Source organism: Sporofaciens sp. JLR.KK001 (assembly GCF_036941055.1).
Lineage (GTDB): Bacteria > Bacillota > Clostridia > Lachnospirales > Lachnospiraceae > Sporofaciens.
On sequence record NZ_JAYMNO010000001.1, the window covers coordinates 1,648,016 to 1,664,649 of the forward strand.

14 protein-coding genes are annotated in these 16,634 nt (G+C 51.6%); all 14 read left to right on the top strand.

Going from position 1 to position 16,634, the window contains the following annotated elements; genetic code table 11:
* Positions 1-12 precede the first annotated feature (12 nt).
* The 14 genes from prfA to VSQ62_RS08920 all read left to right on the top strand — a co-directional run bounded on the left by prfA (position 13) and on the right by VSQ62_RS08920 (position 16,612).
* Positions 13-1,083, top strand: coding sequence for a peptide chain release factor 1 (gene prfA, locus VSQ62_RS08855; RefSeq protein WP_334634376.1), 1,071 nt, complete (start codon positions 13-15; stop codon positions 1,081-1,083).
* A 15-nt stretch (positions 1,084-1,098) separates the two neighbouring features.
* The gene (locus tag VSQ62_RS08860; protein WP_334634377.1) at positions 1,099-2,838 is read left to right on the top strand and encodes an ABC transporter ATP-binding protein; all 1,740 of its coding nucleotides are present in this window, start codon (positions 1,099-1,101) and stop codon (positions 2,836-2,838) included.
* Between the two features lie 43 nt (positions 2,839-2,881).
* Positions 2,882-3,055 carry a hypothetical protein gene (locus tag VSQ62_RS08865; protein WP_334634379.1) on the top strand — a complete coding sequence of 58 codons (174 nt, stop codon included), beginning with the start codon at positions 2,882-2,884 and terminating at the stop codon, positions 3,053-3,055.
* Positions 3,056-3,148: 93 nt separating this feature from the next.
* Entirely contained in the window at positions 3,149-4,060 is a 912-nt protein-coding gene (locus VSQ62_RS08870) for a DUF2156 domain-containing protein (protein ID WP_334634380.1), read from the top strand.
* 42 nt (positions 4,061-4,102) lie between these two features.
* Positions 4,103-5,290, top strand: a complete 1,188-nt coding sequence (locus VSQ62_RS08875; RefSeq protein ID WP_334634382.1) for a pyridoxal phosphate-dependent aminotransferase — start codon at positions 4,103-4,105, stop codon at positions 5,288-5,290.
* Positions 5,291-5,293: 3 nt separating this feature from the next.
* Complete coding sequence (gene hisC / locus VSQ62_RS08880; protein WP_334634383.1) at positions 5,294-6,352, top strand: histidinol-phosphate transaminase; 1,059 nt, start codon at positions 5,294-5,296, stop codon at positions 6,350-6,352.
* A gap of 10 nt (positions 6,353-6,362) precedes the next feature.
* Positions 6,363-6,875 (top strand): COG2426 family protein, encoded by a 513-nt coding sequence (locus VSQ62_RS08885; protein WP_334634384.1) that lies wholly within the window; start codon positions 6,363-6,365, stop codon positions 6,873-6,875.
* 139 nt (positions 6,876-7,014) lie between these two features.
* Positions 7,015-7,974 (top strand): carbohydrate kinase family protein, encoded by a 960-nt coding sequence (locus tag VSQ62_RS08890; RefSeq protein WP_334634385.1) that lies wholly within the window; start codon positions 7,015-7,017, stop codon positions 7,972-7,974.
* A 38-nt stretch (positions 7,975-8,012) separates the two neighbouring features.
* Positions 8,013-9,353 carry a MurT ligase domain-containing protein gene (locus tag VSQ62_RS08895; protein ID WP_334634388.1) on the top strand — a complete coding sequence of 447 codons (1,341 nt, stop codon included), beginning with the start codon at positions 8,013-8,015 and terminating at the stop codon, positions 9,351-9,353.
* Entirely contained in the window at positions 9,350-10,084 is a 735-nt protein-coding gene (locus tag VSQ62_RS08900; protein ID WP_502957732.1) for a type 1 glutamine amidotransferase, read from the top strand. Before VSQ62_RS08895 ends, VSQ62_RS08900 begins: the two co-directional genes overlap by 4 nt.
* A 19-nt stretch (positions 10,085-10,103) precedes the next feature.
* On the top strand, positions 10,104-10,337 hold the full coding sequence (locus tag VSQ62_RS08905; RefSeq protein ID WP_334634389.1) for a hypothetical protein: 234 nt from the start codon (positions 10,104-10,106) through the stop codon (positions 10,335-10,337).
* A gap of 80 nt (positions 10,338-10,417) precedes the next feature.
* Positions 10,418-10,876 (top strand): hypothetical protein, encoded by a 459-nt coding sequence (locus VSQ62_RS08910; protein WP_334634390.1) that lies wholly within the window; start codon positions 10,418-10,420, stop codon positions 10,874-10,876.
* A gap of 86 nt (positions 10,877-10,962) precedes the next feature.
* Positions 10,963-12,018, top strand: coding sequence for a flavodoxin-dependent (E)-4-hydroxy-3-methylbut-2-enyl-diphosphate synthase (gene ispG / locus VSQ62_RS08915; RefSeq protein ID WP_334634392.1), 1,056 nt, complete (start codon positions 10,963-10,965; stop codon positions 12,016-12,018).
* Positions 12,011-16,612, top strand: coding sequence for a PolC-type DNA polymerase III (locus tag VSQ62_RS08920; protein ID WP_334634394.1), 4,602 nt, complete (start codon positions 12,011-12,013; stop codon positions 16,610-16,612). Before ispG ends, VSQ62_RS08920 begins: the two co-directional genes overlap by 8 nt.
* The last annotated feature ends 22 nt before the right edge of the window (positions 16,613-16,634 follow it).

Here is a 16,634-nt window from a genome sequence, read left to right on the forward strand (position 1 = left end):
GGAGGATAGATCATGTTTGACAGATTAGAGGATCTGCTCATTCGTATGGAAGAGATATTGAGTGAGCTTCAGGAACCGGATGTGGCGAATGACCAGAAGAGATTCCGGAAACTTATGAAAGAACAGAACGACCTGTCTCCGATCGTTGAGGCATATAAGGAATATAAGACGTGTAAGCAGACGATTGAGGACAGCCTTCAGATGTTGGAGGAGGAGTCGGATGAAGAGATGCGCGAGCTTGCGAAGGAAGAACTGAACGATGCGAAGGCAAGGGTGGAGGAATTAGAGCGCGAGCTTAAGATACTGCTGCTCCCCAAGGACCCCAATGACGATAAGAACGTTATCGTGGAGATCCGTGCAGGCGCGGGCGGTGACGAGGCGGCGTTATTTGCCGCAGAGATCTATCGTATGTATCTGCATTATGCGGAGAGCAAGCGCTGGAAGGTAGAGCTGGTAGAGTGTGAAGAGATCGGGATCGGCGGCATGAAGAATGTGACCTTCATGATCAATGGGAACGGGGCCTATTCCGTGATGAAATACGAATCCGGGGTGCACCGTGTACAGCGTGTGCCTGAGACGGAGTCCGGCGGACGTATCCATACGTCTACGATTACGGTAGCGGTGATGCCGGAGGCGGAGGAAGTGGATATCCAGATTGACGAGAAGGACATCAGGATTGATGTCATGAGAGCATCCGGTAACGGCGGACAGTGTGTCAATACCACGGATTCGGCCGTTCGTCTGACCCATTATCCGACGGGGATCGTAATCTACAGCCAGACGGAGAAGTCACAATTGCAGAATAAGGACAAAGCATTCGCATTGCTCCGCGCGAAGCTGTATGATCTGGAATGCCAGAAGCAGCATGACGCCGAGGCGGAGGCGAGAAAGAGCCAGATTGGAACCGGAGACCGATCAGAGAAGATCCGTACTTATAATTTCCCGCAGGGGCGCGTGACGGATCACAGGATCGGTCTGACCTTGTACAAGCTTGACAAGATCATGAACGGGGATATCCAGGAGATCATTGACGCCTGCATCGCTGCGGACCAGAGCGCGAAGCTGGCGAATATGAATGAATAAGGAATGAATTATTAGATGAAGGAAAAATTAAAGAAATTATTTGCTTACTACGGCCCCTATAAGAAGCTGTTCTACAGCGATATGTTTTTTGCGATCCTGGGGGCTGCGGTAACGCTGATCATACCGTTGGTGGTCAGATATATCACCAATGAGGTCGTTTATTTTGACGCGGCCGGGGCCAGGGCTTCGGTCCTTAAGCTCGGTGCACTGATGGTCGCCCTGGTGTTGCTGGAGATCTTCTGCAATTTTTATATTGCGTATTTCGGGCATATCATGGGGGCGATGATGGAAGCGGATATGCGCAGGGATATCTTCGGGCATTATCAGAAGCTTACTTTCGCGTTCTATGATAATCAGAAGGTAGGGCATCTCCTGTCCCGGATCACAAGCGACCTGTTCGATATCAGCGAGCTTCTGCATCACGGACCGGAGGATCTGGTCATATCCGTGATCAAGATCATTGGTTCGTTTACGATCCTTCTGATGGTCAATGTGAAGCTGGCGCTTGTGGCGTTCGCGTTTATTCCGGTGATGGCGGCATTTGCGTTCTACTATAACGGTAAGATGGGAAAGGCATTCCAGAGGAACCGTGAGAAGATCGCTGAGATCAACAGCCAGATCGAGGACAGCCTGTCAGGGATCCGCGTGGTGAAGTCATTTGCTAATGAACGCGAAGAGATGAAGAAGTTCAAGAGAGGGAATGACAACTTCGTGGCGGCGAAGAAGGTCAGCTACAAGTATATGGGAATCTATAATTCCGGTCTTGGAGCTATGAGCACGCTGATCACGGTGGTGGTCCTGGTCGTGGGTGTCTGCATGATGCTGGATGGGGCGGTGACGCTGACAGACCTGATTACATTCCTTCTGTATATCAATAATTTTACCGATCCGGTCAAGAAACTGGTCACATTCACAGAGCAGTTCCAGAACGGGTATTCTGGATTTGAGCGATTCCTTGAGATCCTCTCGATCGCACCGGATATCAAGGATAAGCCGGAGGCGGTATCGGTGGGGCAGATGAAAGGCGAGATCGAATTCAAAGATGTGTCTTTCCAGTATGAGGAGCAGAATGAGAAGGTGCTGAACCACATTAATCTTAAGGTGGATGAGGGAGATTACATGGCGCTCGTAGGTCCGTCCGGGGTTGGCAAGACGACGATGTGCAGCCTGATCCCCAGATTCTATGAGGTGTCCTCGGGAGCGATCACGATCGATGGGATAGATATCCGGGATATGAAGCTTGATGATCTGCGCAGCAATGTGGGGATCGTCCAGCAGGATGTGTATCTGTTCGCGGGAACGGTGCTTGACAATATCCGCTACGGCAGGATGGATGCGACGGATGAGGAGGTCGTAAGGGCGGCGAAGAATGCCAACGCCCATGAATTTATCATGGGGCTGCCCCATGGTTACCATACAGATATCGGACAGAGGGGCGTGAAGCTCTCAGGCGGGCAGAAGCAGAGACTGTCAATCGCGAGAGTATTTCTGAAGAACCCGCCGATCCTGATCTTCGATGAGGCGACTTCGGCTCTGGATAACGAGAGCGAGCAGGTGGTGCAGAGATCGCTGGAAGGCCTGGCAAGACAGAGGACCACGTTTGTGATTGCCCACAGGCTCACGACGATCCAGAATGCACAGAAGATCCTGGTATTGACGGAGGACGGGATCGCAGAGGAAGGTACACATGAGGAATTGCTTCAGAAGAAAGGAATCTACGAAGCATTGTACCATCGTAATTTTGAGAATATATAAGAGGCCGCCGGGACTATTGGCGGCTTTTGAAGGAGAGAGACAGATGGAATTTCATAAGAGAATGCAGGCTTCGATGCTGATCGTCATCATAGTCTGCATGATGTGTGTATCGACGGTGCTTGCCAGAGAGGACAGGCTTGCCAGGGCCGGGGAAGAAGAGCAGAATTCCGGATTGTATATTACCTGCGGCGCAGAGGATTCTGAGCCGGATATGTAAGGCTGCTGCTTTCGGGTGCGCGATCCTGTGTGGACCGGCAAGGTATATTGGAGTGCAGGGATCTGTAAATTGATAGATAAGAGAAGGTTAAGGATGGAAGAGGTACAATTTAAAAGAGCTGAATTAGAAGATAAAGATACCATCAGTCATTATTTTGCTCATCATACGAGCCGGAGCTGCGAGAGGACATTTGCCAATGTATACTTATGGTCCAGACAGTATCCGGTCAAATGGGCGATTGTAGAGAATGCGCTGGTATTCAAGAGTGAGGACGAGGAGCATCTGGCTTTTGCCTATCCGGCAGGAGAGCCTTCGGATGTGAAGAAGGCTCTTGAGGTATTGATGGAATACAGCAAGGCCCATGGAGCGCCGTTTCAGATGTATAATCTGACGCCGGATAATTTCGCACAGTTGGAAGAGTGGTATCCCGGAAGATTCCAGATCGAATATAACAGGGACAGTGCGGACTATGTCTATGAGTCTGAGAAGCTTGCGACTTTGTCCGGGAAGAAGCTGCACGGCAAACGCAATCATATCAACAAGTTCAAGGCGTTGTACGGCGATCGCTGGTCCTACGAGGCCATCACGAAGGATAACGTGGAAGAATGCTTCCAGATGGCGCTTAAGTGGCGGGATCAGAATGGATGTGAGGACGACCCCGAGAAGCGGGGAGAGATCTGTGTTACGATGAACGCCCTGCGTCTGTTTGAGGAGCTGGAGCTAAAGGGCGGTATCTTGAAGATCGACGGGGAAGTGGTGGCATTTACCATCGGGGAACCGGTCTGTTCGGATACGTTCGTAGTCCACATCGAGAAGGCATTCGCGGATGTGGAGGGTGCATATCCGATGATCAACCAGCAGTTCGTAGAGCATGAGTGTATGGATTATCCTTACGTGAACAGAGAAGAGGATACAGGTGCGGAAGGTTTGAGGAAGGCGAAGCTGTCTTATCGTCCGGTCTTCATGGTGGAGAAGGGCGATGTGACTGAGATCACGCCGGCATAATTCCTGCAGGAAGCAGGATCCGCCGGCAAAGGAGAGAAGAATATGATAGCAGAGAAGATGAAGAATATGGTGGCGAACAGTTCGGCCATCCGGGCAATGTTTGAAGAGGGAAACCGTCTTGCGCAGATCTACGGAGCCGAGAATGTGTTTGATTTCAGCCTTGGGAATCCCAATGTGGCGGCGCCGGAGGCGGTTAAGGAAGCGATCATAGAGTTATTAGATGAGAATGACCCGGTGGTCCTTCACGGATACACCAACAGCAATTCCGGTTATGCGGATGTGCGGGAGACGGTAGCGAAGTCATTGAACGAGCGGTTTGGGACGAAATTCGAAGGGAAGAATATCGTGATGTCCGTGGGCGCGGCGGGCGGATTGAATGTGATCTTGAAGACCCTGATCAATCCGGGGGACGAGGTGATCGCGTTTGCGCCTTATTTCGGTGAATACCGCTCTTATACGAATAATTATGACGGTGTGCTGGTGGAGGTTTCCCCGAATACCGTTGATTTTCAGCCGAAGCTTGATGAATTCGAGCAGAAGATCACGCCGAAGACGAAGGCGGTGATCGTGAACACACCGAACAACCCGACGGGAGTGGTCTATTCGGAAGAGACGATCAAGAAGCTGGCATCGATCATGGAGGCAAAGCAGAAGGAATACGGGACAGAGATCTATCTGATCTCGGACGAGCCCTACCGTGAGCTTGTGTACGATGGGGTCAGGGTACCGTATCTTACGAAATATTATGACAACACCATCGTGGGCTATTCTTATAGTAAGTCCTTGTCCCTGCCGGGAGAGCGTATCGGCTACCTGGTGATACCGGATGAGGTGAAGGACAGTGAGGATGTGCTTGCGGCGGCCAATGTGGCGACCCGTATCCTGGGATTCGTCAACGCACCGACTCTGCAGCAGAAGGTGGTTGCCAAGTGTATCAATGAGAAGACGGATATATCTTACTATGACAGGAACAGAGAGACACTGTATCATGGCTTGCGGGAGTACGGTTTCGAGTGCATCAAGCCGCAGGGGGCGTTCTATCTCTTCGTGAAATCTCCCGCGGCGGATGAGAAGGAGTTCTGTGCGGCGGCGAAGAAGTATAACCTTCTGCTGGTTCCGGGAAGTTCCTTCGCATGTCCGGGCTATGTAAGGCTTGCGTACTGTGTGGCTTATGAGACTATTGTGAATTCTCTGCCGAAATTCAGAGAATTAGCCGGGGAGTATTTTTAAGTTATGAGAGCATTTGAGAATAATATCCGTAAGGTGGAGCCTTACGTGCCGGGGGAGCAGCCCCAGAATAAAGTGATCAAGCTGAATACCAACGAGAACCCGTATCCGCCGTCCCCTAAGGTGACGGAAGCGCTTGCGAAGATGGATACGGACCGGTTCAGGCTCTATCCGGACCCGACCTGCGGGCCGCTGGTGGAAGCGCTTGCGGAATTCTACCATGTGGACCGGGACCAGGTATTCGTGGGAGTGGGTTCTGATGATGTGCTGTCCATGTGTTTCCTGACGTTTTTTAACTCCAAGAAGCCGATCCTGTTCCCGGATATTACATATTCTTTCTACAAGGTCTGGGCCGAGCTTTACCGGATTCCATATGAATGCCAGAGGCTTGACGGGAACTTCCGGATCGTGAAGGAAGATTATTATAAGGAGAACGGAGGGATCATATTCCCGAATCCCAATGCGCCGACGGCTATTTACGAGGAGCTGGATTTCGTGGAGGATATCATTCGGGCGAATCCGGACGTGATCGTGATCGTGGATGAGGCGTATATTGATTTTGCGGGCCGTTCTGCGCTTGAATTGATTGATAAGTATGAGAATCTGATCGTGGTGCAGACCTTCTCCAAGGCGAGATCCATGGCGGGCATGCGGATCGGCTATGCCATCAGTAATCCGGTATTGATCAAGTATTTGAATGATGCAAAGTATTCCTTTAATTCTTATACCATGAACCAGGCGGCGCTTGTGTGCGGTACGGAAGCGGTGAAAGACCGGGAATATTTCGAAGAAGGGATCCGTAAGATTATAGAGACGAGGGAATGGGCGAAGGATAGGCTTGCCAGGATTGGCTTTATCTGCCTTGATTCCAGTGCGAACTTTATCTTCGCCATGCATCCGGACTATGATGCGAAGGAGCTGTTCGAGGAGATGAAGGCGAACGGGATCTATGTCCGGTACTGGGGGAGCGAGCGGATCGAGCAGTATATGCGGATCACGATCGGGACCAGGGAAGAGATGGAGGAGTTGTTCCGTTTCCTTGAAAAATATATGGGAGTGAAATAAGGAGGAGATTATGACAGAATCTTTAGTACAGAGTATTATCGACGTCTTGGGCGGGAGCGTTGGAAAGGAAGCGATCGTATTCATCATATCGATGATCCCGATCCTGGAGCTTCGAGGCGCGCTTCTGGTTGCAGGACCGCTGCTTGGTGTTCCGGTGGCGAAGGCGATACCGCTCTGTATCATAGGGAATATCATTCCGGTGCCGTTTATCCTGCTTCTGATCACGCCTGTTTTCAAATGGATGAAGGGGACGAAGCTCTTCAAGCCTATGGTGGATAAGCTGGAATCGAAGGCCATGAGCAAGAGCGACAAGATCGAGAAATATGAGTTCTGGGGATTGGTGCTGTTCGTGGGGATTCCGCTTCCGGGAACCGGAGCATGGACGGGGTCGCTGATTGCGGCGCTGCTTGGCGTGAAGTTCAAGAAGGCGTTCCCGGCGGTGATCCTTGGGATCTGTATGGCGACGGTGATCATGTGGTTTATCTCTTATGTACTTCTCGGCGGGGTGCATGTGCTGGGTTAAATAGATTAATCAAAAATGCAAAGCTTGTAATCGGGCTTTGCATTTTATTAAGTATGCGGAAAGGAAAGTCTATCTGTATTTTTTGCCCAAGGTATGTTAAAATAATTACAAACATTGAAATAGATAAGGAGATTGTGATATGGACAAGTTATATGACGTAACCGCATTGGGTGAGATGTTGATTGATTTTACGATGAACGGGCAGAGTGACCAGGGGAATAATCTGTTTGAGGCATGCCCGGGCGGCGCTCCGTGCAATGTACTTGCGATGCTGAACAAGCTTGGGAGGAAGACCGCATTTATCGGCAAGGTGGGGGAGGATCAGTTCGGGCGTCTGCTTAAGGGGACGATCGATGAGCTTGGGATCGAGACGAAGGGGCTGATACTGGATAAGGAGATCCATACGACGCTGGCGTTCGTACATACATTTCCGGACGGGGACAGGGAGTTCTCTTTCTACCGTAAGCCGGGGGCAGATATGATGCTGGCAGAGGGTGAAGTGGATTATGACTTGATCCGCCAGTCGAAGGTGTTCCATTTCGGTACGTTGTCTATGACGGACGAGCCGGTGAAGACGGCAACGAAGAAGGCGCTGGAGGTTGCGAAGGAAGCGGGATGTCTGATTACATTTGATCCGAATCTTCGTCCGCCTCTCTGGTCATCCCTGGATGAGGCGAAGGAGCAGATGGAGTATGGTTTTGAATATTGTGACGTGCTGAAGATCTCCGATAACGAGATTCAGTTTATCTCCGGCAAGGAGGACTATGATGAGGGGATCCGCTATCTTCAGGACAGATACCATATCCCTCTTATCTTCCTGACGATGGGGAAGGAAGGAAGCCGGGCTTACTATAAGGATCTGCGTGTGGAGCGCGAAGGATTCACCGTGAAGGCTATTGAGACGACGGGAGCGGGAGATACTTTTTGCGGCTGTGCGATCAACGGTGTCCTGACGCATGGGCTTGAGAACCTGACGGAAGAGGTATTGGGAGATATCCTTACCTATGCCAACGGAGGGGCCGCACTGATCACTATGAAGAAGGGCGCGATCCGTTCTATGCCGAATCCGGAAGATATCAAAGCGCTTCTTAAGAATTAGTACGTTTAATTATCATAAACAGGGGAATAATCAAGATTATGAGACTACGCAGAATGCTGGCCGTCTGGGCAGCGAAAATTACTGAAAAAGCCAGTGTCCATATCTTCCATCGGCAGGGTGTGACGTGGGCGGGGAAGATCGCGCTTCGGATCTGCCCCTCCATCCTTAAGGAGCTTGCAGGCCAGGTGAAGAAGGATATCTTCATCGTCTGCGGTACGAACGGCAAGACGACGACGAACAACATGCTCTGTGCGGCGATCGAGGCAGAGGGGTATCGTGTCGTCTGCAATCATACCGGTTCTAATATGCTGAATGGAGTGGCGGCGGCATTTGCCTTGAGCGCAGGGATTGGCGGTAATCTTAATGCGGATTATGCCTGTATTGAGATCGATGAGGCGTCCACAAGAAGGGTATTTCCGCACTTTAAGCCGGATTATATGGTGCTTACGAATCTGTTTCGGGATCAGTTAGACCGGTATGGAGAGATCGACATCACCATGAATATCTTAAGAGAAGTGATGCAGTCTGCACCGAAGATGAAGGTGATCGTCAACGGGGATGATGCGCTGTCTGCGTTTCTTGCCATGGACAGCGGCAATGAATATATCACCTACGGGATCAGCGAACAGGTCATAGACGACAGGGATTCCCACGAGATCCGGGAGGGCCGCTTCTGTAAGCGCTGCGGCGCGCCGCTTAAATACCGGTTCTATCATTACAGCCAGTTGGGAGATTACGCCTGTACAGGATGTGAATTTGGAAGACCCAGGCCGGATTATGACGGAGCGGATATCGAGATGGACGAGGGGCTTGCATTTACCGTTGAGGGCAGAAGGCTTCACGCGGACTATAAAGGCTTCTATAATATCTACAATATCCTTGCGGCTTACGCCGCCGTCCGTACCGGAGGGATCGATGCGGGGCATTTTAATGCGATGCTTGCAGGATTCAACCCGGAGAACGGGCGTATGGAGGAATTCGGGATTGACGGTACGAAGGTGGTACTGAATCTTGCCAAGAATCCGGCGGGCTTCAACCAGAATATTTCTGCGGTGATGCAGGATGAGACACGTAAGGACGTGATCATTGTCATCAATGACAATGCACAGGACGGCACGGATATCTCCTGGCTGTGGGATGTGGATTTCGACCGGTTTAAGGAGGCCAATACAGAGTGTATCACTGTCAGCGGGATCCGTTGTTATGATATGGGGCTTCGGCTGAAATATGTGGATATCCCCGCGATGCTTGAGCCGGATGTGGAGAAGGCGGTCAGAGAACGGATTGCCAATGGCTGCGGCAACCTGTATGTACTGGTGAATTATACGGCGCTTTTTGGCACCAGGAACGTGCTTAAGAGATTGGAGGGAGAGAAGTGACGGATGTGACAGGGAAGAAGATCACCATCGGGCATCTCTATCCGGATCTCTTGAATCTGTATGGAGACCGGGGCAATATTGCATGTATGATGCAGAGGTGCATCTGGCGCGGGATAGAAGCGGAGACGATAGAGTTCAATACGGGAGATGCGATTGATTTTACGAAGCTGGATATCGTGCTCCTTGGAGGCGGTTCGGACCGGGAACAGGCGATCGTCTGCCGGAATCTATTGGAGATCCAGGGACTGTTCAAGGAATATGTGGAGGATAACGGCGTTGTGATCGCGGTCTGCGGCGGTTATCAGCTCCTTGGGAAATATTACAAGACGAATGCGGGGACGATCGAGGGCCTCGATCTGGTGGATATATACACAGAACAGGAAGAAGGGCGTCTGATCGATAACATTGTCCTTCAAAGCGATCTGGCAGATATGCCGGTTGTGGGATTCGAGAATCACGGCGGACGTACTTATATCAATGATAACAAGCCCTTTGGGAGAGTGCTGTATGGATCCGGCAATGACGGGAAGAGCGGCTATGAGGGGGTCGTCTATAAGAATGTGATCGGAACTTACCTGCATGGTCCGCTGCTCCCCAAGAATCCGCAGGTCTGTGATTATCTGATCCGGAAGGCGCTGGAGCGCAGATACGGTGAGGCGGAGTTGGAAGCGTTGGATGATTGTCTGGAAAAGAGGGCGAATGCGTATATTTACAATAGATTTGTCAAATGATGTATAAGGCGGGATGTGTATGAGACAGGACAGATTCAAGATGGAGAGAGAAGGACTGGTGGAAGAGGGCCAGGAGGTTGAGATCAGTGAGAGGAGCGCTGTGACAGGGCAGTACACGTATCTGGTGGAGCCGTCCATCGCCATGTCCGGAATCTACAGGACCAGCGAGAGGATTCTTGCGCGTAAGGGTATCATCAGGAAGATAGAGAAGACAGACAAGGGCTTCTATCTTCTGGTGGAGACGGAAGGATAGGGGCGCTGCCCGTTGACACTGAACGAAAAAGCACATATAATAGATGAAGAGGATGAAAAGAGAGCGGGGGAAATGGGCGGATGATTGCAAAAAATGACGAAGTGAAGAGGAGCCAGGTCTGGAGGATCGTTATGACGGTTTCATCTGTCTTGATCATAGTAGGAGCAGTCCTGTTGCTGATGAAGCTATTTACAACGAATCCTTTAGAAGGAGAGTGGACAGATGAAGACGGCATCTTCGATATGTCGATCTCTAAGGACGGGACTTTGGTATTTACGATTCCGGAGGCGGAAGAAGCGGCCAGTGTGGATGTGGATATGAGATATACGCTGAATAAGGAAGAGAAGACGATTACGATCATGGCCGATGAATCTGGTTTTCAGAAGCTTGCGGATCAGTCTCAGGGACAGTATACGGAAGACGAGATCAGGAATGCGCTGAAGTCGGTGGTCACCACATTCGATTACAGCGTCGATCAGGAACGGCTGACACTGACAGAACGTGAATATGGAGAACAGCTTGTATTAGTAAAAGAGTAAATGAATGAAAGAGGGATTGTTGCACCCAGAGTCGATTGAGTCCGGCAGTGCGGCAGTCCTTTTTCTTCAAGAATGAGGAGGTATCTATGTTAAGAGAGGCGACGAAGAAGATCAGGATCGGGAATGTTGAGATCGGGGGCGGAAGTCCGGTTGCGATCCAGTCTATGACGAACACGAAGACAGAGGATGTGGATGCGACTGCGGCGCAAATCCTGGAGCTTGAGAAGGCAGGCTGCGAGATCATCCGCTGTGCGGTGCCGACCATGGAGGCGGCAGAGGCATTGGCGAAGATCAAGGAGAAGATACATATTCCGCTGGTCGCGGATATTCATTTCGATTATCGGCTTGCGATAGCCGCGATCGAGCACGGGGCGGACAAGATCCGGATCAATCCGGGCAATATCGGAACTTCGGACAGGGTACAGGCTGTCGTGAATAAGGCGAAGGAATATAAGATCCCGATTCGGATAGGAGTAAACAGCGGCTCCCTGGAGAAGCCGTTGGTTGCGCGTTACGGCGGCGTTACGGCGGAAGGCCTGGTCAAGAGCGCCATGGACAAGGTACATATGATCGAGGAGATGGGGTATGACAATCTGGTGGTAAGCATCAAGTCCTCGGATGTGATGATGTGTGTCAGGGCGCATGAACTGATCGCCAGGGAATGTATCTATCCGCTGCATGTGGGTATCACAGAGGCGGGAACGCTTCTGGCGGGGAATATCAAGTCGTCCATAGGTCTGGGTCTGATTCTGAATCAGGGGATCGGTGATACGATCCGGGTCTCCCTGACCGGTGACCCGGCAGAGGAGATCCGCTCTGCCAGGCTGATCCTTAAGACCCTTGGGCTTAAGAAAGGCGGTATCGAGGTGGTATCCTGCCCTACCTGCGGGAGGACGAAGATCGATCTGATCGGCCTTGCCAACCAGGTGGAGAAGATGGTGGAGGATATACCGCTTGATATCAAGGTGGCAGTCATGGGCTGTGTGGTCAACGGGCCGGGAGAGGCGAAAGAGGCAGATATCGGTATCGCAGGCGGCATCGGCGAGGGCTTGCTGATCAAGAAGGGCGAAGTGGTCAGGAAGGTCAGGGAAGACCAGCTATTGGAGACATTGAGACAGGAGTTGTTACACTGGGATGAGTAAATCGTTCTTTGAAGTATTTCCAACATTGAAGATAGATGAAGAGCTTGGAAGGCTCTTTGCGGAGGTGGAGGTCAGTAAGGTGACCACCAATTCGGACCGGGATTTTATCAAGGTGCATCTGTTGAGCCGGTATCTGATTCCGAAGAAATGTGTGTTCGAGGTGGAGCGGGCGTTAAAGGAGCAGTTATTTGGACGCAGTTATATCCAGATCGAAGTGAAGGAGCAATATGAGCTGTCGGAGCAGTATACGCCGGAGAATCTGATGAATGAGTATTTCGACAGCTTTCTTCTGGAATTGGACAGAAGAAGCGTAGTGGAGCGCAGCATGCTCCAGAACTCTAAGTATGAGTTCCGGGAGGGGAATATCCTGTGCCTTACTCTGAGGGATTCTATCGTGGCAGAGGGGAAGAAGGAGTCTATTACTGCCTACCTTACGGATGTGTTTCAGCACAGGTTCGGCAGGCCCATAGAGGTCCGGGTGCTGTACGAGGAACCTAAAGAAAGTAAGCTTAAGTACAACGAAGTGAGGATCAAGCAGGAGGTAGAGGCGATTCTTGCGCAGAGCGCGGCTGTTCAGGAGGAGAGAGCAGGGTGGGAAGCGCAGAAGACGTCAGAGGCGAAGACAAAGGATGCGGGCGGCGGCAAGGCGGAGAAAGCATCCGGGACGCAGCCGGCAGGTCAATCCAAAGCGCCGGCGGCAGGGAACGCCGGAGATACAGCTAACCGTCAGCCGGGAAGCCCCGCGAAGGAAAAGCCGTTTCAGCGGTCAGGATTCGGGAAAGGAACAAAGGGCAGCTATTCCTATGCCAAACGCTCCAACGACCCGAATATGGTATACGGACGGGATTTTGAAGATGAACCGATCGAGCTTCAGCATGTGGTGGGCGAGATGGGAGAGATCACTTTCCGCGGGAAGGTGATTCATTTTGATACCCGAGAGATCCGCAATGAGAAGACGATCGTAATGTTTGCGGTGACGGATTTTACTGATACGATCGGAGTCAAGATGTTCATTGGCAATGATATGCTCCCGGATCTTCTGGCAGAGGTGAAGATGGGAGCATTCCTGAAGATCAAGGGCGTGACCACTATTGACAAATTTGACGGGGAGCTGACGGTATCTTCAGTTGCCGGTATCAAGAAGATCAGTGACTTCACGGAAGCGAGGAAGGATACGGCGCCGGAGAAGCGGGTGGAGCTGCACTGCCATACGAAGATGAGTGATATGGACGGTGTGACGGAGGTGCAGGACTTATTAAAACGCGCCCACGACTGGGGGCATAAGGCGCTTGCCATCACGGATCATGGTGTGGTACAGGCGTTCACAGACGCGAACCATTTCATAGAGAGGCTTGATAAGGACGATCCTTTTAAGGTGATCTACGGGGTGGAAGGCTATCTGGTGGACGACTTGACGGATGTGGCGGTCAATGAGAAGGGGCAGTCTTTGAACGGTACCTTTGTGGTGTTCGATCTTGAGACGACAGGGTTCAGCCCGATCAAGGATAAGATCATCGAGATCGGTGCGGTGAAGGTGGAGCAGGGGAAGATCACAGACCGGTACAGTACTTTCGTGAATCCCAGGGTGCCGATTCCTTTTCAGATCACTCAGCTTACCAGTATCACGGACCAGATGGTGTTGGAGGCACCGGATATAGAGACGGTTCTGCCTGAGTTTCTGGAATTCGTTGGAGACGCAGTGCTGGTGGCCCACAATGCTTCCTTTGATGTGGGATTTATAGAGCAGAACTGTAGATATCAGGACATTGTGCCGGATTTCACTTCGGTGGATACGGTTGCGATGGCGAGGATCCTGCTTCCGACACTGTCCAAGTTTAAGCTGAACGTGGTCGCGGGCGCTCTTCATATCTCTCTTGAAAATCACCACCGGGCGGTGGATGATGCCGGGGCTACGGCGGAGATATTTGTCAAGTTTGCAGAGATGCTGCGGGACCGGAACGTTACAGACCTTGCGAAGCTGAATCAATTCGGGAGCAATAATGCGGGGGCGGTCAAGAAGCTGCCGACCTATCATGTGATCATCTTAGCGAAAAATGAGGTGGGAAGGGTGAATCTCTATACGCTGATCTCCAAATCCCACCTGGAATATTATGCCCGCCGTCCAAGGATTCCCAAGAGTGAGCTGTCTAAGTACCGGGAGGGGCTGATCGTCGGAAGCGCCTGCGAGGCGGGGGAGCTGTACCAGGCGATCCTGAATGAGAAGCCGGAGGAGCGGATCGCGAAGATCGTGAATTTCTATGACTATCTGGAGATCCAGCCTCTTGGGAATAACCGGTTTATGATCGCAAGCGATAAGATTACAAGGGTTCAGGATGAAGAGGATCTGAAGGATCTGAACCGCCGGATCGTGGAACTGGGAGAACGCTTTAACAAGCCGGTGGTGGCGACCTGCGACGTACATTTCATGGATCCGGACGACGAGGTGTACCGGCGGATCATCATGGCGGGCAAGGGATTCTCGGATGCGGACAACCAGTCTCCGCTGTTCCTTCGCACCACGGAGGAGATGCTGGAAGAGTTCGAATATCTCGGTTCTGCCAAGGCCAGGGAGATTGTGATCGACAACCCGAACCGGATCGCGGACATGGTGGAGAAGATCACCCCGGTACGTCCGGACAAATGTCCGCCTGTGATCCCGGATTCGGACAAGCTGCTGCGGGAGATCTGTTACCAGAAGGCGCACTCTATGTATGGACAGGAACTTCCGCCTGTGGTGACGGAGAGGTTGGAGAGGGAGCTGAATTCCATCATTTCCAACGGATTTGCCGTGATGTATATTATTACTCAGAAATTAGTGTGGAAATCAAATGAAGACGGCTATCTGGTGGGTTCCCGAGGATCGGTCGGCTCATCCTTTGTGGCTACCATGGCGGGGATCACGGAGGTCAATCCGCTAAGTCCCCACTATTATTGTGAGCATTGTCATTACAGTGATTTTGATTCCGAAGAGGTACGCGCCTATGCCGGAGGGTGCGGATGGGATATGCCGGATAAGGCGTGTCCGGAATGCGGCAAGCCTCTTAAGAAGGATGGGTTTGATATCCCCTTTGAGACATTCCTGGGATTCAAGGGGAATAAGGAGCCGGATATCGACCTGAATTTCTCCGGTGATTATCAGAGCCTTGCGCATAAGTATACAGAGGTTATCTTTGGAGCCGGTCAGACATATCGCGCGGGAACCATTGGAACGCTGGCGGATAAGACGGCGTTCGGCTATGTGAAGAATTATTTTACCGAGCGGGGGCAGGGGAAGCGTAAGTGCGAGATCGACCGGATCGTGCTTGGATGTACGGGGATCCGGAGGAGTACCGGGCAGCATCCGGGCGGTATCATCGTACTGCCGCTTGGCGAGGAGATCAATACCTTTACTCCGGTGCAGCATCCGGCTAATGATGTGACGACGGATATCGTGACCACGCATTTTGACTACCATTCCATCGACCATAACCTGCTGAAGCTGGATATCCTGGGGCATGATGATCCGACTATGATCAAGACTCTGGAGGAATATATCAATTCACCCGCGATGGACAATGAATACAACGAGACGGACAATCGGTTTGTCGCGACGGATATTCCGTTGGATGACAAGGGAGTGATCTCTCTGTTCCACGATACGTCGGCTCTTGGGATCACGCCGGAGGATATCGGCGGCTGTCCGGTGGGCTGCCTTGGGATCCCGGAATTTGGAACGGATTTCGTTATCCAGATGGTGGTGGATACCAAGCCGCAGACCTTGTCAGACTTAATCCGTATCTCTGGGCTGTCCCATGGAACGGACGTGTGGCTTAACAACGCCCAGGAATTGATTAAGAGCGGGAAGGCAACGATCTCTACGGCGATCTGTACCCGTGACGATATCATGACATATCTGATCAATAAGGGGATGGACAGCGAGCAGTCCTTCACCATCATGGAGAGGGTCAGGAAAGGAACCGTTGCGAAGGGCAAATGCAAGGAGTGGCCGCAGTTCAAGGAGGATATGAAGGCGAACGGCATACCGGACTGGTATATCTGGTCCTGTGAGAAGATCAAGTATATGTTCCCCAAGGCCCATGCGGCGGCCTACGTCATGATGGCCTACCGGATCGCTTACTGTAAGATCAATTATCCCTTAGCCTATTACGGGGCGTATTTCGGGATCCGTGCGGATGCATTTTCTTATGAGCTGATGTGCCAGGGGAAGGAGAGGCTTAAGTACCATCTCGACGAATATAACAGGCGGGCGGATTCGCTTAGCAAGAAGGAGCAGGATACGGTGAAAGATATGCGTATCGTGCAGGAGATGTATGCGAGGGGGTATGATTTCACGCCGATGGATATCTACCGGGCGAAGGCGTCGAAGTTCCTGATCGTAGACGGGAAGCTGATGCCGCCGCTGATCAGCATCGAAGGGTTGGGTGAGAAGGCGGCTGAGGCGGTAGAAGAGGCGTCGAAGGACGGACCATATCTGTCGCTGGATGATTTCCGGCAGAGAACGAAGGCGAGTAAGACGGTGATCGACTATATGGTGAAGCTTGGGATCCTGGAAGGACTGCCGGAGTCGAATCAGTTGTCATTATTCGATCTATAGAAATAATAATATTTCTATAGAA